Below are 21,647 nucleotides of genomic sequence, written 5' to 3'. Positions count from 1 at the left end.
ATCAACTCCCCAGAGTGACGCTGTAACCGGTGCAATACGCGGCCTGGGCCTTGCTTGGGACTATGTCTTGCCACCCACGCAGCTCAACCCGGGCCACGCCGGCCACATGCAGCTGGGCATCGATGGCAGAACGCGCCACTTCGATACCCAGGCGCCGACGTGGGTTGACCCAGGCGGCCAGCTTGCGCTCGGCCTCTGCCAGGGCGGCGTCGCTTTCCGGGCCCGGCCCTTTCATGTGCAGCACCGCATCGATGCGATACGGCAGGACCTGGGCACTGTTCACCGTGACCCGATCCCCCAGCGGTCGCACGTCTTCATCGTTGAGCGCCGCGGCAACCGTCGCCAGCAGTTCGGGCGCGGCGGCACCGTCACCTTCCAGGCTCAGCACCGTGACCGTGACACAGGCCGGCGACGGGCTTTCGGCCTCCGCATCCGCCACCAGGGCCGAGGCGTTACGGGCATGCAGGATGTAACTGTTGCGCGGCCCGGCGGTGGTCAGCCCTTCGTAGGCCAGTTGGACCCGTTCACGCAGCGCGTCGTCGGCTTCCTTGACCTGCGCCAGCGGCGGCACCGCCTGCGGGTCACCGGCCTGAATCACCAGGCGCTGCAGGTTGACGTTGGCGGCCAACTGGTCCAGGTCCGTGCCCTTGGCATGGGCCAGCAGCAGCGCCTTGGCCGCATCGTTGATCCGGGCCCGCAACAGCATGTCGCTGTAGGCAGACAGCTCCAGCTGCTTGGTGACCGGGTCGCTTTCCAGGTTGGCCGTCCAGTTGTCACCCATGTAGCGGCGAAAGGTCGCCAGCTTGCCCTGGTACAGCACTTCAAAATCCTGGGCTTCCAGCACCTGCGGTGCCGGCAGTGCCGACAAGTCCAGCATGCTCATGCCGTCACCTCCAAAACCACATCGTTACCCAGGTAGCGGCCCGTCAGTTGGAAACTGACCTGGCCCTCCACCACCGCTACAACCCCTACCCGCTCCAGCTTCAAGCGGGGTTCCCAGCGCAACAGCGCCCTGGCCACCTCGGCCTGCACCGCGCTCTTCCAGCCGCCGGTCACCGGCAAATCAACATAACGGCGCAGGTTGCTGCCGTATTCAGGGCGCATTCGCCGGCTGCCCAAAGGCGTGGTCAGGATGTCCTCGATGGACTGCCGCAGATGCTCGATGCCGGACAGCGGCAAGCCGGTACGGCGATCCATTCCGATCATCGTGTTACTCCTGCAATTGAAAGTCCGGATGCTGTTCCAGGTAGTTCCGAGCGAAGGTGTCGCTGGCCGGTACCGAGACCGCACCCTGGGCCACCGACAGCTCGCGGCCATCCGTCAGGATCAGAAGGCGCGATGTGTAGAGGGTGTCGCGAAACACCGCAGCGCCAGTGGTGGCCGTGCGGCCGGGCTTTTTTTTCGGGGTTGCCATGTTTTTCTCCGGGTACAAAAAATCCGCATTCGGCGGATTGATCGGGTTTATCGGCGTTGTAGGGGGGAGCCGGCATTGATCGCCAAGGCATCACTGCGGCGTGGCAGTCGCTCCCGGGCCGGGCATCACGCCCTGGTGGATATGGGTCGAGCCGACATTCACCCCGTTGTGCTTCAAGCTCGCGCCGTTGATCTGCACGTCGCCATTCAAGGTGATTGCTCCTGTCAGGGTGATGCTGTCGGCCCTGCCGGTGATGGCGCTATCCGTCACCACGGCCGAGCTGTCGCCCACTTGAATCGAAACCGTACCGCTGGGCAGGCTGATGCTGTAGCGCTTGGCTTGCCAGTCGTAGACCAGCGAGCCGCCATCGTCGAAACGCCAGACCTCGACATGCTCGCGGTTGTCCGGCGCAGCACCGGCATCTCCATACAGTCCCGGCACAAAGGTGCCCTGCGCCGGTTCACCACTGGGGCTGATCAGCACGCCCTGCTCGCCCAGGCTCGGCGCCCGCCAGTGTCGGGCCTTGCCCGCGGCCTGGCTGTGCCAGCGCACCCAGGCACTGGTCCAGCCGGCGCCGTCGGATACCCGGACTCTGGCGCTGGCCAGGTCCACGCCGATGACACTGCAGGGGATGATCAGGCCGGCGAGCATGCGGTCGTGAGCGGAGGAAACGTAGCTCATTGCATGTGCTCCGGTGACTGATAGGCATCCTCGCTCCCTGGTCCGGTATCGGGAGCAAAACCGAATGCCAGGGAGCCCGGGCCTTGATTGGGCCAGGGCCATTCCTCCTGGCCAAAGTAGATGATCTGCTGCCACTGCACCGTCCAGCTCAGGTAGTGCAACGACTGGGTCGAAACATTTGTCGGCATGGCCCGGACCGCGGTGGTCCCCTCGACAAACTCGAGGCCCCAGGCCTGCAGCCGCAGAAGATCCACCAATTGCGCCGCCAGATTGACGGCCGCCAGCGGGGTGTGAGGAAGATTGGCATCAACCAGCACCCTGGCCTCAAAGGTGACCTTCACCCCACTGCGCCCATCGCCCGGGTCTGCTCCCGGGTCCATCCCGGTGAGCGCAAAGGCAATCGCCGGTTTCGTCAGCCCATCCAGCCCCTCGGGGAAGGCTTCAACCGTCTCCACCTGTGGCATCGCGGCCTTGATGGTGGCGGTGATTGCGTCATGCAAGGTCGTCAGCTCGTTCATTATCCATTCCCGCAATCAAGTCGACCGCGCCACCACCTTCGGGCACGAGCCGGTAAACCCTGCGACGCCAATTTCCGCCAGCTCGCGCAAGAGCGCGGCGCAGGAAGCGGCGTCACTGTCGATCAACCCAGGAGAAGAACCCGACGCTCGGCAACGTGTCGGAAGCCGTGCGGGGTGTTCTCCTGAAGTCCTGCAGATTTGCTCCATCGTTGATAGGATCAAGACCGATCCGAGTGAGAATCACGGTCCGGGGTTTCACACACGCCAATGCGCCTGGCGGCCCAGCGCTCGTAGAGGCCAATGGCGACATCAGCACCCGCCATCGCCGTCAGGCAGCCGAAGGCGCAGGCGGTCCAGATCGACAGGCCGGCGCCGTACAGCAGCATGATTGCCGAAACCCCGCAGACCACACAGGCGCCGGAGCGCAGTGCCAGGCGTCGTACCAGCGACCAGCCGCGGGCGCCCTCCTTGTCGGCGCGCCACATTTCGCCGGAGACGCCACCGACCAACGCCAGGACGATGACCAGCCAGATAGGCATGTCCAGCAACGCTTGTTGCTCGTTTGTCATTCACGTCTCCCGTGCGGATTGGGGCCAGCAAAGTGGCCCGTTATGGAAAGCTGAAAAAGCGGTTTCAAAGGGTCCCTGTCTGTCAGTGGCCCACATTAGGCAGGCATTCCAAAAAGCCCGGTCGCCCGGGCTTTTCAGTAATGCAAACCTTGATCTTTCGGCGCTACTGGCGCGGTACGGATCCATTTAGATTGTTCCTCCGACCGCGACCCTGTCCGCCGGATAACTGCTTCTGGTGCTTTACGCTGCACACCCGGGTCAGTTGCCAACCCTCTGAACCGTCGAGGCCGGTTCATCGCTGCCTTTGCTTTGTCACTAAAGAGCGTCTTTGCAGCCGCTTTCGTGCGGCTTGGGGCTCATATTATGCATTCATGCATATGCAGTCAATGCAATGATGCATTTATTTATGCAGAGAATTTGCTGAAATGCATGGAAGGCGCATAAGCAAAGGGCGCGGGACATTTCGCAGGCGAAAAAAAAGCCCGCTCAAGAGCGGGCTTTATCTGACGGTAATGGGTTAGCGGGCGTACATGCCCCACCAGAAGACGTGACCGAGGATGCTGATCTGCTCCTCCTGGATCTCCTGGAAGCTGTAGTCCTCATCCGGATGCTCATCGCGGTTGAAGCTGCGCAGGCGAATCCCCGTGGGCAGGCGATACAGCTGCTTCACCCGCAACTGGCCGTTGTGGTTGATCGCGTAAAGGTCACCATCGACGATATCGCCAATGGCGCACTTGCCAGCATTGACTCCGACCGTGGCGCCGTCCCGCAGTACCGGCAACATGCTGTTGCCGCGCACCGTGACGCACTTGGCCTGGTCGAACTGCACGCCGTTGTGCCGCAGGCTGCGCTTGCCGAAGCGCAGGCTGGCGCGTTCGCTTTCCTCGATGACGAATCTTCCTGATCCAGCAGCCAATTCAACCTCACGCAGAAAGGGAACCGACACCTCGTCGTCATCGACAGGGGTGTCGTCGTCCCACAGGCTTATGTCCTTGAGTTCCGAATGAATCTCGTCACGGGTAGCTGGCCGGGCAGACGCGATATCCACGCGCCCACGCAGTTGATCGGTGCTCACCTGGAAATAGTCGGCGATCCGCGAGATGTGTTTATCCGAGGGATCGACGATCTTCCCGCTGAGAATCCGCGAGAGGGTGGATTGAGGCACGCCGGTGCGACGGTGAAGCTCCGTGGGGGAGATTCCGTCGCGATCCAGCAGCTCTCTTAAGACGGTAGAAACGTTGCGTATTTGCATAGAACGCATAGTGCTTGATCTTTTTCTCAATGACAAATGCTGTTTTGCATGTTTGTAATGCATTTGCCGGACAAACGCAGTAGCGCCTTGGTGCCTGCGAGGCCAGGGCGCCCATGGTAACCTTGCCGCCATCTGCAAAAAGCCGAGCCCAGTGCTCCTTTGTGTCACCCATTCAACGAATCCGCCTGAATACCAATGAGTAAAAATACCTCCGATCTGTCCTCCCACACGCCGATGATGCAGCAGTACTGGCGCCTCAAGAACCAGCACCCTGATCAGTTGATGTTCTACCGCATGGGCGACTTCTACGAGATCTTCTATGAGGACGCGAAGAAGGCCGCCAAGTTGCTGGACATCACCCTGACGGCGCGCGGACAGTCGGCAGGCCAGGCAATTCCCATGTGCGGCATTCCCTACCACGCCGCCGAGGGCTACCTGGCCAAGCTGGTGAAGCTCGGCGAGTCGGTGGTGATCTGCGAGCAGGTGGGCGACCCGGCGACCAGCAAGGGCCCGGTGGAGCGCCAAGTGGTGCGCATCATCACCCCGGGCACGGTGAGTGACGAGGCGCTGCTGGATGAGCGTCGCGACAACCTGATTGCCGCGGTGCTGGGCGATGAGCGCCTGTTCGGCCTGGCGGTGCTGGATATCACCAGCGGCAACTTCAGCGTCCTGGAAATCAAGGGCTGGGAGAACCTGCTGGCCGAACTGGAACGGATCAACCCGGTTGAGCTGTTGATCCCCGATGACTGGCCACAGGGCCTGCCGGCGGAAAAACGCCGCGGCGTGCGGCGTCGTGCCCCATGGGATTTCGAACGCGATTCCGCGCACAAAAGCCTGTGCCAGCAATTCTCTACCCAGGACCTCAAGGGCTTTGGCTGCGAGAGCCTGACCCTGGCTATCGGCGCCGCTGGTTGCCTGCTGGGCTATGCCAAGGAAACCCAGCGCACCGCCCTGCCCCACCTGCGCAGCCTGCGCCATGAGCGTCTGGACGATACCGTGGTGCTGGACGGCGCCAGCCGGCGCAACCTGGAACTGGACACCAACCTGGCGGGCGGGCGCGACAATACCCTGCAATCGGTGGTCGATCGCTGCCAGACCGCCATGGGCAGCCGCCTACTGACTCGCTGGCTGAACCGCCCGCTGCGCGACCTCAAGGTCCTGCAGGCGCGTCAGTCCTCCATTACCTGCCTGCTGGACGGTTACCGCTTCGAACGGCTGCAACCGCAGTTGAAGGAAATCGGCGATATCGAGCGGATCCTCGCGCGAATCGGCTTGCGCAACGCCCGTCCGCGCGACCTGGCCCGGCTGCGCGATGCCCTGGCCGCACTGCCGGAGCTGCAAGAGGCGATGACTGAACTGGAGGCGGACCACCTCAAGCAACTGGCGGTCACCACCAGCACCTACCCGGAGTTGGCAGCACTGCTGGCCAAGGCAATCATCGACAACCCGCCAGCCGTGATCCGTGATGGCGGCGTGCTCAAGACCGGCTACGATGCCGAGCTCGACGAACTGCAATCCTTGAGCGAGAACGCCGGGCAGTTCCTGATCGACCTCGAAGCCCGCGAGAAAGCCCGTACCGGCCTGGCCAACCTCAAGGTCGGCTACAACCGCATTCACGGCTACTTCATCGAGCTGCCCAGCAAACAGGCCGAACAGGCGCCGGCAGACTACATTCGCCGTCAGACCCTCAAGGGCGCGGAGCGCTTCATCACTCCAGAACTCAAGGAGTTTGAAGACAAGGCGCTGTCAGCCAAGAGCCGCGCTCTGGCTCGCGAAAAAATGCTCTACGACGCACTGCTGGAAACCCTGATCAGCCACTTGCCGCCACTGCAGGATACGGCCGGCGCTCTGGCCGAGCTGGACGTCCTGAGCAACCTGGCCGAGCGCGCACTGAACCTGGACCTGAACTGCCCGCGCTTTGTCAGCGAGCCTTGCATGCGCATCACCCAGGGCCGTCACCCGGTCGTGGAGCAGGTATTGACCACGCCGTTCGTGGCCAACGACCTGAACCTGGACGACAACACCCGGATGCTGGTAATCACCGGGCCGAACATGGGCGGTAAGTCCACCTACATGCGGCAAACCGCGCTGATCGTGCTGCTGGCCCATATCGGCAGCTTCGTCCCTGCGGCAAGCTGCGAACTGTCGCTGGTGGACCGGATCTTCACCCGGATCGGCTCCAGCGACGACCTGGCCGGTGGACGCTCGACCTTCATGGTGGAAATGAGCGAAACCGCGAACATCCTGCACAACGCCACCGAGCGCAGCCTGGTGCTGATGGACGAAGTGGGGCGCGGCACCAGTACTTTTGACGGTCTTTCCCTGGCCTGGGCTGCGGCAGAACGTCTCGCCCACTTGCGTGCCTACACCCTGTTCGCCACCCACTACTTCGAACTGACCGTACTGCCGGAAAGCGAACCGCTGGTAGCCAACGTGCATCTCAATGCCACCGAGCACAATGAGCGTATCGTCTTCCTCCACCATGTACTGCCAGGTCCTGCCAGCCAGAGCTACGGTCTGGCCGTAGCCCAGCTGGCCGGGGTTCCCAGCGCAGTCATCGTCCGCGCCCGTGAGCATCTGAGCCGCCTGGAAACCACCAGCCTGCCCCATGAAACACCGCGACCAGCACCGGGCAAGACCGCGGCGCCACAGCAAAGTGACATGTTCGCCAGCCTGCCGCACCCGGTACTGGACGACCTGGCCAAGCTGGATCTGGATGACATGACGCCACGCCGTGCACTGGAAATGCTCTATACATTGAAGACGCGCATCTAACGCGAACGCCTTCAAGCTGTTAGAATCTCGCGCGGTTTGGGATGCTGCGGACTATTAGCCTGGTCCGCAGACTATCGCTCCCAAACCTGGCGACCCCGTCATGTAGGGGCTCCGCTGCCGCCGCCTGAGGAGAGAATTAGAAATGACCTTCGTCGTCACCGACAACTGCATCAAGTGCAAGTACACCGACTGCGTAGAAGTCTGTCCGGTGGACTGCTTTTACGAAGGCCCGAACTTCCTGGTGATTCACCCGGATGAGTGCATTGACTGCGCGCTGTGCGAGCCTGAATGCCCTGCTGTAGCCATTTTCTCCGAGGATGAAGTCCCGGAAGAGATGCAAGAATTCATTCAGTTGAACGTCGAGCTGGCAGAGATATGGCCGAACATCACTGAAAAGAAAGATTCGTTGCCGGATGCCGAAGAGTGGGATGGCGTCAAAGGCAAGATCAAAGACCTCGAGCGCTGATTGCCCCGAGTTCAAGAAAAGGCCCCTTGCGGGCCTTTTTGCATTTCTGGGTTCCGGGTTACGGCTGGCGGGGTTTTCGACAGGCAAAAAAAAGGGGCGGTATGACCCGCCCACATTTTTCCCTAGTCCCTTTATTCCTTTTCATCGTCCTGATGAATCGCTTCCTGCGATGTCCTGACCATCATCCTTGATGGCTGGTCTATCCGTCGACACAGGGCTGATATTAAAGAGTTCCCTGGTAAGAGCAATCGCACTATTCGTAGGAAACTTTGTCGAACTCAGCATTACAGAATTAATAAATCCTTATAAATCAATAATATAAAAAATGTCCTAGGCCAAACTAGACAAGTAAGAAGCAGTCGCGAAACGAACACCTACAGAAAAGTAATCTTTGGCTTACACGTCAGTTAAGAATAATCCCAGCCCCTATCAGAACTAGAGAACTTTGAAACAAAACCAGCGGGCAATAAAAAGCCCCGACTGGATCGGGGCTCTTATGGATCAACAAGAATAGCTACTGAAACAGCGACTCGCTGGACAGCCCATTCTTTTCAAGGATCTCCCGCAGTCGCTTGAGCCCCTCAACCTGAATCTGCCTAACCCGCTCACGGGTCAAGCCGATCTCCAGGCCAACATCTTCAAGGGTGCTGCTCTCGTGCCCGCGCAGACCAAAGCGGCGCACCACCACTTCGCGCTGCTTCTCGGTCAACTCGGAAAGCCATTGATCGATGCTTTGCGAGAGGTCATCGTCCTGCAACAGTTCACAGGGATCCGTAGGACGGTCGTCGGTCAGGGTGTCTAACAAGGTCTTGTCGGAATCCGGTCCCAGCGAGACATCAACCGAAGAAACCCGCTCGTTCAAGCCGAGCATGCGTTTGACTTCGGCCACCGGCTTCTCCAGCAGGTTGGCGATTTCTTCGGGAGAGGGTTCATGATCGAGTTTTTGCGTCAACTCACGAGCTGCGCGCAAGTAGACGTTGAGCTCCTTGACCACATGAATCGGCAACCGGATGGTCCGGGTCTGATTCATGATCGCGCGCTCGATGGTCTGACGAATCCACCAGGTGGCATAGGTCGAGAATCGGAAGCCGCGTTCAGGGTCGAATTTCTCCACCGCTCGGATCAGCCCGAGGTTCCCCTCTTCGATCAGGTCCAGCAGCGACAAACCACGATTGACATAGCGTCGGGCGATTTTCACCACCAGTCGCAAGTTGCTTTCAATCATGCGCTTGCGCCCTGCCGGGTCGCCACTCTGCGATAAACGCGCAAAGTGCACTTCCTCTTCGGGAGAGAGCAATGGAGAGAAGCCGATTTCATTGAGATACAACTGCGTCGCATCAAGTGCACGCGTGTAATCAATGTACTTGTGTTGCTTGAGTGAAGCGGAGCTTTTGGATTTGGCGCGAACGGAAGGTGGAGTTGCCCCCTCATTATTCGACATCGAATCCATATCGATGCTGCTCTCCATAAGGAGAACCTCATCGTCGATGTCAAACTCCGGCACTTCTTTACTGAGAGCCATTGTTATAGTCCTTTGGTGAGTTCGACCTCAGGCTCAAGCGGCGCCTTTATCCCTGGCAACGCTGGAGCCTGTTCCCTCTACGTGAGCGGAACAGGCTGGTAACGGATCAACGACGTGGCAGGAATTGCAGCGGATCTACAGGTTTACCTTGTCGGCGAATCTCAAAGTGCAGTTTCACCCGGTCTGTACCAGTTGATCCCATCTCGGCAATTGTCTGTCCGACTTTGACCTGCTGTCCCTCCCGAACCAATAGCTTGCGGTTGTGGCCGTAAGCACTGACGTAGGTTTCGTTGTGTTTGATGATGACTAATTCGCCGTAGCCCCTTAAGCCACTCCCGGCGTAAACCACCGTCCCATCAGACGCAGCTAAAACAGGCTGTCCCAAATCCCCGGCGATATCAATGCCTTTATTCAAACTACCGTTTGAAGAAAATTTTCCAATCAGAACACCGCTGGAAGGCCAGCCCCAGCCCGTCGGAGCAGGGCCTGCAGGCGTGACCGGAGTGGGAGCCGGCTTGCTCACCGGAGTCGTTGCAGCACCTGCAACTGGGGCCGTTGCAGTGCCCGCCGGGCGACGAATAACCGTGGTCTTGCTGGAAGACGAAGCCCCGGACTGGGTGCTGGTCACTACCGTGGTCGGCGCCGCACCCGTACGCCCATCAAAGCGGATGGTCTGCCCCGGATGAATGGTGTAAGGCTCGGCAATGTTGTTGCGAGCCGCCAGCGCCTTGTAGTCCCAGCCATAGCGGAAGGCAATGGAAAACAGCGTATCGCCGCGACGTACGACATATTGTCCGGTGGTCACCGTTGGCCGTTGCGGCGCTGCAGTATGGCTGCGCTCAACCACGCCCACGCTGCTGGACTTGGTGCTGGAGCAACCGACCAACAAGGAACTCAAGACAAGGCCAATCATCAGTCGCTGAAAGCTTGATATACCCATACGCTGCGCAATGACTGTGAGACTCACCCGCCGCTCCCTTTGTGGTGGTTGACGATATAGATTGCCTGGCAAAGGCATGAAGTAACGCCAGTATAACTGCACGCCGAGGCTTTACCGCTGGCAAAGCGCTAGGGACCGTTGCAAGTGGGTGCTACTGATCGGCGCTCCACTCATTGACGATCAATACGCCACTAAGACACAGCCAAACAGACAGAATTCACCCAGGCTCGATAAATGCTCAGGCCAGCGGCCCATTAAGCAGGGGCACAAAACGCACCGCTCCCAGCACATGCCGGGCAAAGCCGTGTTCTTCACGAACGATCAGCATCAGTTGCTGTACTTCCCCGGCCCCTACCGGAATCACCAGGCGCCCGCCAGGGGCCAGTTGATCGAGCAGGGCCTGAGGGATATCCGTGGCCACGGCGGTGACGATAATGCCGTTGTAGGGCGCCAGTGCCGGCCAGCCTTCCCAGCCATCGCCCCAACGGAAGACCACATTGCGCAGGTTCAACTCCTGCAGGCGCTCCTTGGCTCGATCCTGCAGGACCTTGATCCGCTCCACCGAAAACACCCGCTCCACCAGTTGCGACAGGACTGCCGTCTGGTAGCCGGAACCGGTGCCGATCTCCAGCACCTTGTCCAGCGGGCCGGCCGCCAGCAGCAGCTCGCTCATGCGCGCCACCATATAGGGCTGGGAAATGGTCTGGTTGTGGCCGATGGGCAGCGCCGTGTCTTCATAGGCACGATGGGCCAGTGCTTCATCGACGAACAGGTGCCGCGGCGTGCGCCGAATGACCTCCAGGACCTGCGGGTTGGACAAGCCCTCGTCATACAGGCGCTGAATCAGGCGTTCACGGGTGCGCTGGGAGGTCATGCCGATCCCCCGGCGCAACAGATCATCTTGTTCGCGAGCCATCAGTTGAGCCCCTCCAGCCAGCCATCCAGGCTCCTGAACGCCTCATTGAAAGTGCGATCCAGCTGCAGTGGGGTGATGGACACGTAACCTTGCATGACGGCATGGAAGTCGGTACCCGGACCACCATCCTCGGCGTCGCCGGCGGCAGCTATCCAGTAACCCGACTTGCCCCGGGGGTCGACGACCTTAACCGGAGCCGCAGCACGGGCGCGATGACCCAGGCGGGTCAATTGGATGCCGCGGATATGATCAAGCGGCAAGTTGGGAATATTCACGTTCAACACCGTCCGTGGTGGCAAATCCAGCAAGCCCTGCGCCTGCACCAGCTTGCGCGCGAAATAAGCGGCGGTCGCAAGGTTTTCCACCTGCCGCGACACCAGTGAAAAAGCCATGGCCGGGCGCTGCAGGAAGCGCCCTTCCAGCGCTGCGGCGACAGTCCCGGAGTACAGCACGTCATCACCGAGGTTGGCCCCCAGGTTGATGCCCGACACCACCATGTCCGGTTCGAGCTCCAGCAGGCCGTTGAGCCCCAGGTGCACACAGTCGGTCGGTGTGCCATTGAGGCTGATGAAACCGTTGCCGAGGGTCTGCGGATGTAACGGACGGTCGAGCGTCAGCGAGCTGCTGGCGCCGCTTTTGTCTTGATCCGGTGCGATAACCACACACTCGGCATAATCCGCCAGCGCAGCATGCAGCGCAGCGATACCGGGTGCAGTTACCCCATCATCGTTAGAAATCAGAATACGCATGAGCTGTCCGTCTGCCCCACCGGCACCAGATCGACGAGTTCACGCACCAAGGCGGTGGCGAAACATCCGGCCGGCAGGACGAATTCCAGTTGCAGAATATCAGGCACGGGATAATGCCACGTCAAACCGCCAATGGGCAGCCGCAGGATGCGTCGTTCGTGACCCATGCCGGCTTTTATCAGCCAATCACAGAGTGCCGCCTCGCGCAGGCCGATCTGCTGCTCGAGCTCGTGGGCCTTACCACTCGCTGGAGAGGGGCCTTCGCCCCACAGCGGGCCGGTCGGGTGCAGATCGAGGATCGCCAGGCGCGGGTCCGAACATTCGGCCTCCCCGGCCATGAAGAAACTGCGACTGTCGGTAAACGCCAGCAGGTCGCCCACCTGGGCCTGCTGCCAGCTGCCATCGGCCACTCGCGCCGCCAGCACTTGGTTGAACAGGTAGCTGCGGGCCGTGGACAACAGCCGCGAACGCACATTGCGCTGCTCCGGCAGTGCTTGCCGCGCCGCCCAATCACGGGCATCCACGAGATTGCCGCCGTTATGGCCGAAACGCTGGGCACCGAAATAGTTGGGGATTCCCTGCTGGGCAATCAGCTTCAGGCGCTGGTCAAGCGCCGCCGGGTCCGCCTTGAGCTCTGTCAAACGCAGGGTAAAGCCATTGGCCGCATGGGCGCCGCGCTGCAACTTGCGCTTGTGGCGGGTGGCCTTGAGGATTTTCAGGGTGTCATTTTCCGCAGCGCCAAGATCCGGATCGGCCTTGCCAGGGAGTTGCACACTGAACCATTGGCGAGTCAGCGCCTGTCGATCCTTGAGCCCGGCGTAACTGACCGTGCGCAGCGGCACTCCCGCGGCCTTGGCGATTCGACGCGCCGCCTCCTCGGTGTTCAAGCCGCGCTTTTCCACCCATAACCACAAATGCTCGCCCTCACCGCTCAGCGGGATGTCGAGCACCTCATCGACCTGGAAGTCTTCGGCAGTGGCCTTGAGTACGGCGCTGCCCAATGCGTTGCCATAGGCCCGCGGGCCCAAGAGTTGCAGTTCGTTCATGAGCGCAGCAACAAGGCTACGGAATGCACTGCAATACCTTCCTCACGGCCGACGAAACCAAGCTTTTCGGTGGTGGTAGCCTTCACGTTCACTTGATCCAACTCAACTTGCAGATCCGCGGCGATCAAGGCGCGCATCGTTTCAATATGGGGAGCCATCTTCGGCGCCTGGGCAACAATGGTGTTGTCGACATTGCCGATCTTCCAGCCCTTGGCGTGAATCAGCGCGACAACATGACGCAGCAGGACGCGGCTGTCAGCGCCCTTGAACTGCGGATCGGTGTCTGGAAAATGCTTGCCGATATCCCCCAGCGCGGCGGCGCCGAGCAGGGCATCACTGAGCGCGTGCAACAGCACGTCGCCATCGGAATGGGCCAGCAGGCCAAGATGATGGGCGATACGCACACCACCCAAAGTGATGAAGTCGCCTTCAGCGAAACGGTGCACATCGTAGCCGTGGCCAATACGCATAAAAAAACGCCCCGAAAAAGTCAGGGCGTGATTCTACCTGCTTTGGCCGGCATTAGGCGTTTAGAGCACGCCCATGATGCTGCAGGTGGTCGTCAATGAAACTGGCGATGAAGAAGTAGCTGTGGTCATAACCGGGTTGCAGCCGCAAGGTCAGTTCATGACCGGCATTCTTCGCCGCCTGCTGCAGGGTTTCGGGCTTGAGTTGAGTGGCCAGGAAGTCATCGCGATCGCCCTGGTCCACCAGCAATGGCAGTTTCTCACTGGCCTCGGCAATCAGCACACTGGCATCCCATTCGCGCCAGCGCGAGCGCTCCTCTCCCAGGTAACGGGAAAACGCCTTTTGCCCCCAGGGACAATCCATCGGATTGCTAATGGGAGCAAAAGCCGACACCGACTGATAACGGCCCGGATTACGCAGCGCGCAGACCAGCGCCCCGTGCCCGCCCATGGAGTGGCCACTGATGCCGCGCTTCTGCGAGGCAGGGAAGTGCGCCTCCACCAACGCCGGCAACTCACTGACCACATAGTCGTGCATGCGATAGTGCTGAGCCCATGGTTCCTGGGTGGCATTCAGATAGAACCCTGCCCCCAGGCCAAAGTCCCAGGCCCCATCGGGATCACCCGGAACACCGGCACCTCGAGGGCTGGTGTCCGGAGCCACGATGATCAACCCGAGCTCGGCGGCCATGCGCTGGGCGCCGGCCTTCTGCATGAAGTTCTCGTCGGTGCAGGTCAGGCCGGACAGCCAGTACAGCACCGGCAGCTTGCCACCTTGCTCGGCCTGGGGCGGCAGGTACACGGCGAACACCATGTCACAGCCCAGCACCTGGGAATGATGCTTGTAGCGCTTGTGCCAGCCGCCGAAGCTTTTCTGGCAGGAAAGGTTTTCCAGAGTCATGGCAGACCTCAAGCCGCAAACTTCAGGCCTCAAGCTGCAAGTGGGGATCCCCCTCTTGTCGCTTGAGGCTTAACGCTTGCCGCTGCTTTTTAGAAATGGATGACGGTACGAATGCTCTTGCCTTCGTGCATCAGGTCGAATGCCTTGTTGATGTCTTCCAGGCCCATGGTGTGGGTAATGAAGGTATCCAGGGGAATCTCGCCGCTCTGGGCCATTTCCACGTAGCTAGGCAGCTCGCTGCGGCCACGCACGCCGCCGAATGCCGAGCCGCGCCATACGCGGCCGGTCACCAGCTGGAACGGGCGGGTAGCGATTTCCTGGCCAGCACCGGCGACGCCGATGATCACCGACTCGCCCCAGCCCTTGTGGCAGCACTCCAGTGCCGCGCGCATCAATTGCACATTGCCGATGCACTCAAAGGAGAAGTCGACCCCGCCGTCGGTCATGTCGACGATGACTTCCTGGATCGGACGATCGAAGTCCTTCGGGTTGACGCAATCGGTGGCGCCCAGTTGCTTGGCGATCTCGAACTTGGCCGGGTTGATGTCGATGGCGATGATGCGCCCGGCCTTGGCCTTGACCGCACCGATCACCGCCGACAGGCCGATCCCGCCCAGGCCGAAGATGGCGACAGTGTCACCGGCCTTGACCTTGGCCGTGTTGATCACCGCACCGATGCCGGTGGTTACACCGCACCCCAGCAGGCAGACCTTCTCCAGCGGCGCTTCCTTGGGGATCTTGGCCACGGAGATTTCCGGCAGCACGGTGTACTCGGAAAAGGTCGAGGTGCCCATGTAGTGGAAAATCGGCTGGCCCTTGTAGGAAAAACGCGAGGTGCCGTCAGGCATCAGGCCCTTGCCCTGGGTAGCACGAATGGCCTGGCAGAGGTTGGTCTTGCCCGACAGACAGAATTTGCACTGGCCGCACTCCGGGGTGTACAGCGGGATCACGTGGTCGCCCACCGCCACGGAAGTCACGCCCTCGCCCACCGCCTCCACCACCGCGCCACCTTCATGGCCGAGGATTGACGGGAAGATGCCTTCCGGATCCGCACCCGAGAGGGTATAGGCGTCGGTGTGGCAGACACCGGAAGCGACGACCCGCAGCAGGACTTCGCCGGCCTTGGGCATGGCGACATCCACTTCGACGATTTCCAGGGGCTTCTTGGCCTCGAAGGCTACGGCAGCACGTGACTTGATCATCCTGACTCTCCAGTGAATAAAACGAGACAGTGAGTGTAAATCAGCGCCGCGCGATGAATAATCCAGGTGAAAGCAAAACATTATTGCCACACAGGGATAATCAATGAGTGAAAACCGCTGGGAAGGCATCGACGAGTTTGTCGCGGTCGCCGAATGCTGCCAGTTCACCGCTGCCGCCGAGCGCCTGGGCGTGTCCTCGTCCCATATCAGCCGCCAGGTGGCGCGCCTTGAGGAACGTTTGCAGACCCGCCTGCTGTATCGCAGCACCCGCCGGGTCACCCTGACCGAAGCCGGGCAAACCTTTCTCCAGCATTGCCAACGCTTGCAGGATGGTCGCGATGAGGCGCTGCGGGCCGTGGGCGATCTGACCAGCGAACCCAAGGGCATGCTGCGCATGACCTGCGCCGTGGCCTACGGCGAGCGCTTCATCGTGCCACTGGTGACTCGATTCATGGGGCTGTACCCGCAATTGCGGGTAGACATCGAGCTGAGCAACCGGCCATTGGACCTGGTGCACGAAGGCCTCGACCTGGCCATTCGCCTCGGGCGGCTGCAGGACTCGCGCCTGGTGGCCACCCGCCTCGCGCCGCGGCGCATGTACCTGTGCGCCTCGCCGTCCTATCTGGAGCGCTACGGGCGCCCCCACAGTCTCTCGGAGCTGAGCCGCCACAACTGCCTGATCGGCAGTTCGGACATCTGGCAACTGGAACAGGATGGACGCGAGTTCTCGCAGCGGGTCCAGGGCAACTGGCGCTGCAACAGCGGGCAAGCCGTACTGGATGCAGCGTTGCAGGGGGTGGGTTTGTGCCAGTTGCCGGATTACTACGTACTGGAACATTTGCAGAACGGCACGCTGATTTCCCTGCTGGAAGCCCACCAGCCGCCCAATACCGCGGTCTGGGCGCTGTACCCGCAACAGCGCCACCTGTCTCCCAAGGTGCGCAAGCTGGTGGACTATCTCAGGCAGGGCCTGGCCCAGCGTCCGGAATACCAGGACGTGTAGGCCGCTGAAAGGCCGCTTGATCGGTGGAAAAGTCGGTGCTGTTTTCGCTCGATCGCGCCCGCACCAAGGCCACGGCAGTGGCTACAGAAAGGTTGGCGGACGCAGGAGCGGACTCAGCGGCGATTGGACCAGCGCTGGCGCAGCCACTCCAGGTCCTCGGGACGAGTGACCTTGAGGTTGTCGGACCGCCCTTCGATCAATCGTGGCGCCAGCCCGGCCCACTCCATTGCCGAAGCTTCGTCAGTGATAGAAACATCGGCCACCAGGCTGTCGGCCAAGGCACGATGCAGGGCTCCCAGGCGAAACATCTGCGGCGTATAGGCCTGCCAGATCAGGCTGCGATCCACGGTTTCCAGCACCCGTCCGTGTTTGTCCACCCGTTTGAGGGTGTCGCGGGCAGGAACCGCCAGCAGCCCTCCGACGGGATCGTGCGCCAGCTCACCCAGGAGCCTGTCCAGGTCATCACGGGACAGATTGGGTCGCGCGGCATCATGGACCAGCACCCAGTCTTCATCCCCGGCGCCCGCCGCATGCAAATGCAGCAAGGCATTGAGCACCGAGCCGGAACGCTCCGCGCCGCCTTCGACCCGCTGGATTCGCGTGTCATGGGCACTGGGCAGGGTTGGCCAGTAGGGATCATCAACTGCGAGGCTGACCACCAGCCCCTTGAGGCCTGGGTGATCAAGGAAACAGCCAAGGCTGTGTTCGAGAATAGTGCGTCCGCCCAGTTGCAGGTACTGCTTGGGACGGTCCGCGGCCATGCGGGCACCGATGCCCGCGGCAGGAATCACGGCCCAGAAGGCCGGTAGCGCGTTACTCATTGGGCCAACTGGTAGAGGGTTTCACCCTCCTTGACCATGCCCAACTCATGGCGAGCCCGTTCTTCAACGGTCTCCATGCCTTTCTTCAGCTCCATGACTTCCGCATCGAGTACGCGATTACGCTCCAGCAGACGCTCGTTTTCAGCGTGCTGGTCAGCAATCTGCTGAGTCAGGTCGGCCACCTGCGCCAAGCTGCCGTTCCCCACCCACAGGCGGTACTGCAAGCCAGCCAGCAGCAAGAGCAAGACCAGGAACAACCAATTGGGACTGCGCATCGAATATCGGGTATCCAGTGAAAAAAGACAGCCATGCCAACAACTTCGAACCTACTGATAGCACGAAGCCTGGAAGAACCAGGCTTGTGCTCTTAAGGCATCAGATTAGTGGTAAAAAACCCGCTTTTGCGACTTTCCCGACACAATCCGTTGTCTTTTTACCATCTACTGCTCAGCCGCGAAACTCGCTGCGACCGTTGTACTTGGCCTTGCCGTTCAATTGCTCTTCGATACGCAGCAATTGGTTGTACTTGGATACGCGGTCGGAACGGCACAGGGAACCGGTCTTGATCTGGCCAGCCGAGGTGCCCACGGCCAGGTCGGCGATGGTCGAATCTTCGGTTTCACCGGAACGGTGGGAGATCACTGCGGTGTAGCCGGCAGCCTTGGCCATCTGGATGGCTTCCAGGGTTTCGGTCAGGGTGCCGATCTGGTTGAACTTGATCAGGATCGAGTTGGCGATCTTCTTGTCGATGCCTTCTTTCAAGATCTTGGTGTTGGTCACGAACAAGTCGTCACCCACCAGTTGCACCTTCTCGCCGATCTTGTCGGTGAGGATCTTCCAGCCGGCCCAGTCGGACTCGTCCAGGCCATCTTCGATGGAGATGATCGGGTAGCGCTGAGTCAGGCCTTTGAGGTACTCGGCGAAACCTTCGGCGGTGAACACCTGGCCTTCGCCGGACAGGTTGTACTTGCCATCTTCATAGAATTCGCTGGCGGCGCAGTCCAGCGCCAGGGTCACGTCGGTGCCCAGGGTGTAACCGGCGTTGGCCACGGCTTCGGAGATGACTTTCAGGGCGTCTTCGTTGGAAGCCAGGTTCGGCGCGAAACCACCTTCGTCACCCACTGCGGTGTTCAGGCCACGGGCCTTCAGCACAGCCTTGAGGTGATGGAAAATCTCGGTGCCCATGCGCAGGCCTTCGGAGAAGGACTTGGCGCCAACCGGCTGCACCATGAATTCCTGGATGTCGACGTTGTTATCAGCGTGTTCGCCACCGTTGATGATGTTCATCATCGGTACCGGCATCGAGTAGACGCCCGGGGTACCGTTGAGGTTGGCGATGTGGGCGTACAGCGGCAGGTCCTGATCCTGGGCGGCAGCCTTGGCCGCGGCCAGGGATACGGCGAGGATCGCGTTGGCGCCCAGAGTCGCTTTGTTCTCGGTGCCGTCCAGCTTGATCATGGCCTGATCCAGCGCCTTCTGGTCGATCGGGTCTTTACCCAGCAACAGGTCGCGGATCGGACCGTTGATGTTGGCTACCGCCTTGAGCACGCCCTTGCCCAGGTAGCGGGTCTTGTCGCCATCACGCAGCTCCAGCGCTTCACGGGAGCCGGTGGAGGCACCGGACGGTGCGCAGGCACTGCCGATGATGCCGTTGTCGAGAAGCACGTCCGCTTCGACAGTGGGGTTGCCACGGGAGTCGAGAACTTCACGACCTTTGATGTCGACGATTTTTGCCATTGTTGTAAACACTCCAAAGTTGACGAAAACGACGCAGCTGTAGGAAATCTTTTACCGTCGGCAAGGCGGGGAAAGCGGGCAGACTTGCAGACGATAAGGCTCAGGCCCGGGGGCCTGAGCAATAATCGTGCGGTACTTTACCGGAGAAATCGGTTTTACGCGGTCTCTACCGTCGGAAAACTCTTGACCAGTTCGTCCAGGGCCTTGAGCTGGGCCAGGAACGGCTCGAGCTTGTCCAGGCGCAGGGCGCAAGGACCGTCGCATTTGGCGTTGTCCGGATCCGGATGGGCTTCCAGGAACAGGCCAGCCAGGGACTGGCTCATGCCGGCCTTGGCCAGGTCGGTGACCTGGGCCCGGCGACCACCGGCCGAATCGGAGCGACCGCCCGGCATCTGCAGGGCGTGGGTGACGTCGAAGAACACCGGGTACTCGAACTGCTTCATGATGCCGAAGCCGAGCATGTCCACCACCAGGTTGTTGTAACCGAAGCTGGAACCACGCTCGCAGAGGATCAACTGATCGTTGCCCGCCTCTTCGCACTTGCTCAGGATGTGTTTCATTTCCTGGGGCGCAAGGAACTGGGCTTTCTTGATGTTGATCACCGCACCGGTCTTGGCCATGGCCACCACCAGGTCGGTCTGCCGCGACAGGAAGGCCGGCAGCTGGATGATGTCGCAGACTTCGGCGACCACGGCGGCCTGGGCCGGCTCGTGGACGTCGGTGATGATCGGCACGCCGAACGCTTGCTTCACGTCCTCGAAAATCCGCATGCCCTCTTCCAGGCCAGGGCCACGGTAAGAGGTCACCGACGAACGGTTGGCCTTGTCGAAGCTGGCCTTGAATACGTAGGGGATGCCGAGCTTCTCGGTCACCCGTACGTACTCTTCACAGACCTGCATCGCCATGTCGCGGCTTTCCAGCACGTTCATGCCACCGAACAGCACCATCGGCTTGTCGTTGGCGATCTCGATGCTGCCTACGCGGATGATCTTCTGCGCCATCAGGTTCAAGCCTTCTTCTGGTGTTGAGCCAATGCTGCCTTGACGAAACCGCTGAACAGAGGGTGACCGTCACGTGGCGTCGAGGTGAACTCGGGGTGGAACTGGCAAGCGACGAACCATGGATGATCCGGAGCCTCGACCACTTCAACCAGGGCGCCATCGCCGGAGCGACCGGAAATCTTCAGGCCGGCATCGATCAGCTGTGGCAGCAACTTGTTGTTCACTTCGTAACGGTGACGGTGACGCTCGATGATCACGTCCTTGGCGTAGCAGTCGTGCACCTTGGAGCCAGGCTCCAGCAGGCAGTCCTGAGCGCCCAGGCGCATGGTGCCGCCCAGGTCGGAGGCTTCGGTACGGGTTTCAACTGCACCGGTGGCATCTTCCCACTCGGTGATCAGGCCCACCACTGGGTGGCCGCTGGCACGGTCGAACTCGGTGGAGTTGGCGTCTTTCCAGCCCATGACGTTACGAGCGAACTCGATGACCGCCACTTGCATGCCCAGGCAGATCCCCAGGTACGGCACCTTGTTTTCACGGGCGTACTGCACCGCGGTGATCTTGCCTTCCACGCCGCGCAGACCGAAGCCGCCCGGAACCAGGATCGCGTCGACGCCGTCCAGCAGCGCGGTGCCCTGGTTCTCGATGTCTTCGGAATCGATGTAGCGCAGGTTGACCTTGGTCCGGTTGGTGATGCCGGCGTGACTCATCGCTTCGATCAGCGACTTGTAGGCGTCCAGCAGCTCCATGTACTTGCCGACCATGGCGATGGTGACTTCGTGCTCTGGGTTGAGCTTGGCGTCGACCACTTTTTCCCACTCGGACAGGTCGGCACCATTGCACTGCAGGCCGAAACGCTCGACGACGAAATCGTCCAGGCCCTGGGCGTGCAGCACGGCAGGAATCTTGTAGATGGTGTCGACGTCTTCCAGGGAGATCACCGCACGCTCTTCAACGTTGGTGAACAGAGCGATCTTGCGGCGCGAGGACACATCCACCGGATGGTCGGAGCGGCAGATCAGCACGTCTGGCTGCAGGCCGATCGAACGCAGCTCTTTTACCGAGTGCTGGGTCGGCTTGGTCTTGGTCTCGCCCGCAGTGGCGATGTACGGAACCAGGGTCAGGTGCATCAGCATCGCGCGCTTGGAGCCGACTTCGACCCGCAGCTGGCGGATGGCTTCGAGGAACGGTTGCGACTCGATGTCGCCCACGGTGCCGCCGATTTCCACCAGGGCCACGTCGGCATCGCCGGCACCCTTGATGATGCGACGCTTGATTTCGTCGGTGATGTGCGGAATCACCTGGATGGTGGCGCCCAGGTAATCACCACGGCGCTCCTTGCGCAGCACGTGCTCGTACACGCGGCCGGTGGTGAAGTTGTTGTTCTGGGTCATGGTCGTGCGGATGAACCGCTCGTAGTGGCCCAGGTCCAGGTCGGTCTCGGCGCCGTCGTGGGTGACGAACACTTCACCGTGCTGGAACGGGCTCATGGTGCCCGGGTCGACGTTGATGTACGGGTCCAGCTTGAGCATGGTGACCTTAAGTCCCCGCGCCTCCAGGATGGCCGCCAATGAAGCCGAGGCAATGCCTTTCCCCAATGAAGAAACAACACCGCCCGTGACGAATATGTAGCGCGTCATGAAAAACCCTAGAAGTCTGCGTTAAAGCGG

23 protein-coding genes are annotated in these 21,647 nt (G+C 60.9%); 3 read left to right on the top strand and 20 right to left on the bottom strand.

The window, feature by feature from the left end:
* Window position 1: 1 nt before the first annotated feature.
* From U873_RS0107570 to U873_RS0107540, 7 genes are all read right to left on the bottom strand, one after another.
* Window positions 2-883 (bottom strand): baseplate J/gp47 family protein, encoded by an 882-nt coding sequence (locus U873_RS0107570; protein ID WP_025127672.1) that lies wholly within the window; start codon window positions 881-883, stop codon window positions 2-4.
* Complete coding sequence (locus U873_RS0107565) at window positions 880-1,206, bottom strand: GPW/gp25 family protein (RefSeq protein ID WP_025127671.1); 327 nt, start codon at window positions 1,204-1,206, stop codon at window positions 880-882. The genes U873_RS0107570 and U873_RS0107565 overlap by 4 nt, the downstream gene beginning before the upstream one ends.
* Before the next feature lie 4 nt (window positions 1,207-1,210).
* Entirely contained in the window at window positions 1,211-1,414 is a 204-nt protein-coding gene (locus tag U873_RS0107560; RefSeq protein WP_025127670.1) for a hypothetical protein, read from the bottom strand.
* A 90-nt stretch (window positions 1,415-1,504) separates the two neighbouring features.
* Window positions 1,505-2,095 (bottom strand): phage baseplate assembly protein V, encoded by a 591-nt coding sequence (locus U873_RS0107555; RefSeq protein ID WP_025127669.1) that lies wholly within the window; start codon window positions 2,093-2,095, stop codon window positions 1,505-1,507.
* Window positions 2,092-2,613: a hypothetical protein gene (locus U873_RS0107550; RefSeq protein ID WP_025127668.1), complete on the bottom strand. Its 522-nt coding sequence runs from the start codon at window positions 2,611-2,613 to the stop codon at window positions 2,092-2,094. Before U873_RS0107550 ends, U873_RS0107555 begins: the two co-directional genes overlap by 4 nt.
* 218 nt (window positions 2,614-2,831) lie before the next feature.
* The gene (locus tag U873_RS0107545) at window positions 2,832-3,182 is read right to left on the bottom strand and encodes a phage holin family protein (RefSeq protein ID WP_025127667.1); all 351 of its coding nucleotides are present in this window, start codon (window positions 3,180-3,182) and stop codon (window positions 2,832-2,834) included.
* Between the two features lie 517 nt (window positions 3,183-3,699).
* On the bottom strand, window positions 3,700-4,443 hold the full coding sequence (locus U873_RS0107540) for an XRE family transcriptional regulator (protein ID WP_081818618.1): 744 nt from the start codon (window positions 4,441-4,443) through the stop codon (window positions 3,700-3,702).
* Between the two features lie 186 nt (window positions 4,444-4,629).
* On the opposite strand from U873_RS0107540, the gene mutS reads away from it, so the two are divergent.
* Complete coding sequence (gene mutS, locus U873_RS0107535; protein WP_025127665.1) at window positions 4,630-7,209, top strand: DNA mismatch repair protein MutS; 2,580 nt, start codon at window positions 4,630-4,632, stop codon at window positions 7,207-7,209.
* 142 nt (window positions 7,210-7,351) lie between these two features.
* Window positions 7,352-7,675 (top strand): ferredoxin FdxA, encoded by a 324-nt coding sequence (fdxA, locus tag U873_RS0107530; protein WP_007924025.1) that lies wholly within the window; start codon window positions 7,352-7,354, stop codon window positions 7,673-7,675.
* Window positions 7,676-8,189: 514 nt separating this feature from the next.
* Here the strand turns inward: fdxA and rpoS are convergent.
* The 8 genes from rpoS to U873_RS0107495 form a co-directional block, all read right to left on the bottom strand.
* Window positions 8,190-9,197, bottom strand: a complete 1,008-nt coding sequence (rpoS, locus tag U873_RS0107525) for an RNA polymerase sigma factor RpoS (protein WP_016964675.1) — start codon at window positions 9,195-9,197, stop codon at window positions 8,190-8,192.
* A 106-nt stretch (window positions 9,198-9,303) separates the two neighbouring features.
* Window positions 9,304-10,164 (bottom strand): peptidoglycan DD-metalloendopeptidase family protein, encoded by an 861-nt coding sequence (locus U873_RS35060; RefSeq protein WP_043274494.1) that lies wholly within the window; start codon window positions 10,162-10,164, stop codon window positions 9,304-9,306.
* Between the two features lie 211 nt (window positions 10,165-10,375).
* Entirely contained in the window at window positions 10,376-11,011 is a 636-nt protein-coding gene (locus tag U873_RS0107520; RefSeq protein ID WP_177330254.1) for a protein-L-isoaspartate(D-aspartate) O-methyltransferase, read from the bottom strand.
* A gap of 41 nt (window positions 11,012-11,052) precedes the next feature.
* Window positions 11,053-11,802, bottom strand: a complete 750-nt coding sequence (gene surE, locus U873_RS0107515) for a 5'/3'-nucleotidase SurE (protein ID WP_025127663.1) — start codon at window positions 11,800-11,802, stop codon at window positions 11,053-11,055.
* Entirely contained in the window at window positions 11,790-12,848 is a 1,059-nt protein-coding gene (gene truD / locus U873_RS0107510; RefSeq protein WP_025127662.1) for a tRNA pseudouridine(13) synthase TruD, read from the bottom strand. Before truD ends, surE begins: the two co-directional genes overlap by 13 nt.
* Window positions 12,845-13,318 carry a 2-C-methyl-D-erythritol 2,4-cyclodiphosphate synthase gene (gene ispF / locus U873_RS0107505; protein ID WP_025127661.1) on the bottom strand — a complete coding sequence of 158 codons (474 nt, stop codon included), beginning with the start codon at window positions 13,316-13,318 and terminating at the stop codon, window positions 12,845-12,847. Before ispF ends, truD begins: the two co-directional genes overlap by 4 nt.
* A 52-nt stretch (window positions 13,319-13,370) precedes the next feature.
* The gene (fghA, locus tag U873_RS0107500; RefSeq protein ID WP_025127660.1) at window positions 13,371-14,216 is read right to left on the bottom strand and encodes an S-formylglutathione hydrolase; all 846 of its coding nucleotides are present in this window, start codon (window positions 14,214-14,216) and stop codon (window positions 13,371-13,373) included.
* A gap of 89 nt (window positions 14,217-14,305) precedes the next feature.
* Window positions 14,306-15,418, bottom strand: a complete 1,113-nt coding sequence (locus tag U873_RS0107495; protein ID WP_025127659.1) for an S-(hydroxymethyl)glutathione dehydrogenase/class III alcohol dehydrogenase — start codon at window positions 15,416-15,418, stop codon at window positions 14,306-14,308.
* 103 nt (window positions 15,419-15,521) lie between these two features.
* Here U873_RS0107495 and U873_RS0107490 point away from each other — a divergent pair, with 103 nt between their 5' ends.
* On the top strand, window positions 15,522-16,421 hold the full coding sequence (locus tag U873_RS0107490; protein ID WP_025127658.1) for a LysR substrate-binding domain-containing protein: 900 nt from the start codon (window positions 15,522-15,524) through the stop codon (window positions 16,419-16,421).
* 113 nt (window positions 16,422-16,534) lie between these two features.
* On the opposite strand, the gene ispD is transcribed toward U873_RS0107490, so the two are convergent.
* The 5 genes from ispD to U873_RS0107465 form a co-directional block, all read right to left on the bottom strand.
* A complete protein-coding gene (gene ispD, locus U873_RS0107485) occupies window positions 16,535-17,242 on the bottom strand; it encodes a 2-C-methyl-D-erythritol 4-phosphate cytidylyltransferase (protein ID WP_025127657.1) in 708 nt (235 codons plus the stop codon).
* Window positions 17,239-17,517, bottom strand: a complete 279-nt coding sequence (gene ftsB / locus U873_RS0107480; RefSeq protein ID WP_011059544.1) for a cell division protein FtsB — start codon at window positions 17,515-17,517, stop codon at window positions 17,239-17,241. The genes ispD and ftsB overlap by 4 nt, the downstream gene beginning before the upstream one ends.
* Window positions 17,518-17,689: 172 nt before the next feature.
* A complete protein-coding gene (eno, locus tag U873_RS0107475; protein WP_025127656.1) occupies window positions 17,690-18,979 on the bottom strand; it encodes a phosphopyruvate hydratase in 1,290 nt (429 codons plus the stop codon).
* Between the two features lie 155 nt (window positions 18,980-19,134).
* Complete coding sequence (kdsA, locus tag U873_RS0107470; RefSeq protein WP_025127655.1) at window positions 19,135-19,980, bottom strand: 3-deoxy-8-phosphooctulonate synthase; 846 nt, start codon at window positions 19,978-19,980, stop codon at window positions 19,135-19,137.
* A 5-nt stretch (window positions 19,981-19,985) separates the two neighbouring features.
* Window positions 19,986-21,617, bottom strand: coding sequence for a CTP synthase (locus tag U873_RS0107465; RefSeq protein ID WP_025127654.1), 1,632 nt, complete (start codon window positions 21,615-21,617; stop codon window positions 19,986-19,988).
* Window positions 21,618-21,647: the final 30 nt, after the last annotated feature.

It is taken from the genome of Pseudomonas sp. PH1b, from assembly GCF_000633395.1.
GTDB lineage: Bacteria > Pseudomonadota > Gammaproteobacteria > Pseudomonadales > Pseudomonadaceae > Aquipseudomonas.
Note: the sequence above shows the minus strand (reverse complement) of the source record. Positions and strands in the feature narration are given on the sequence as shown.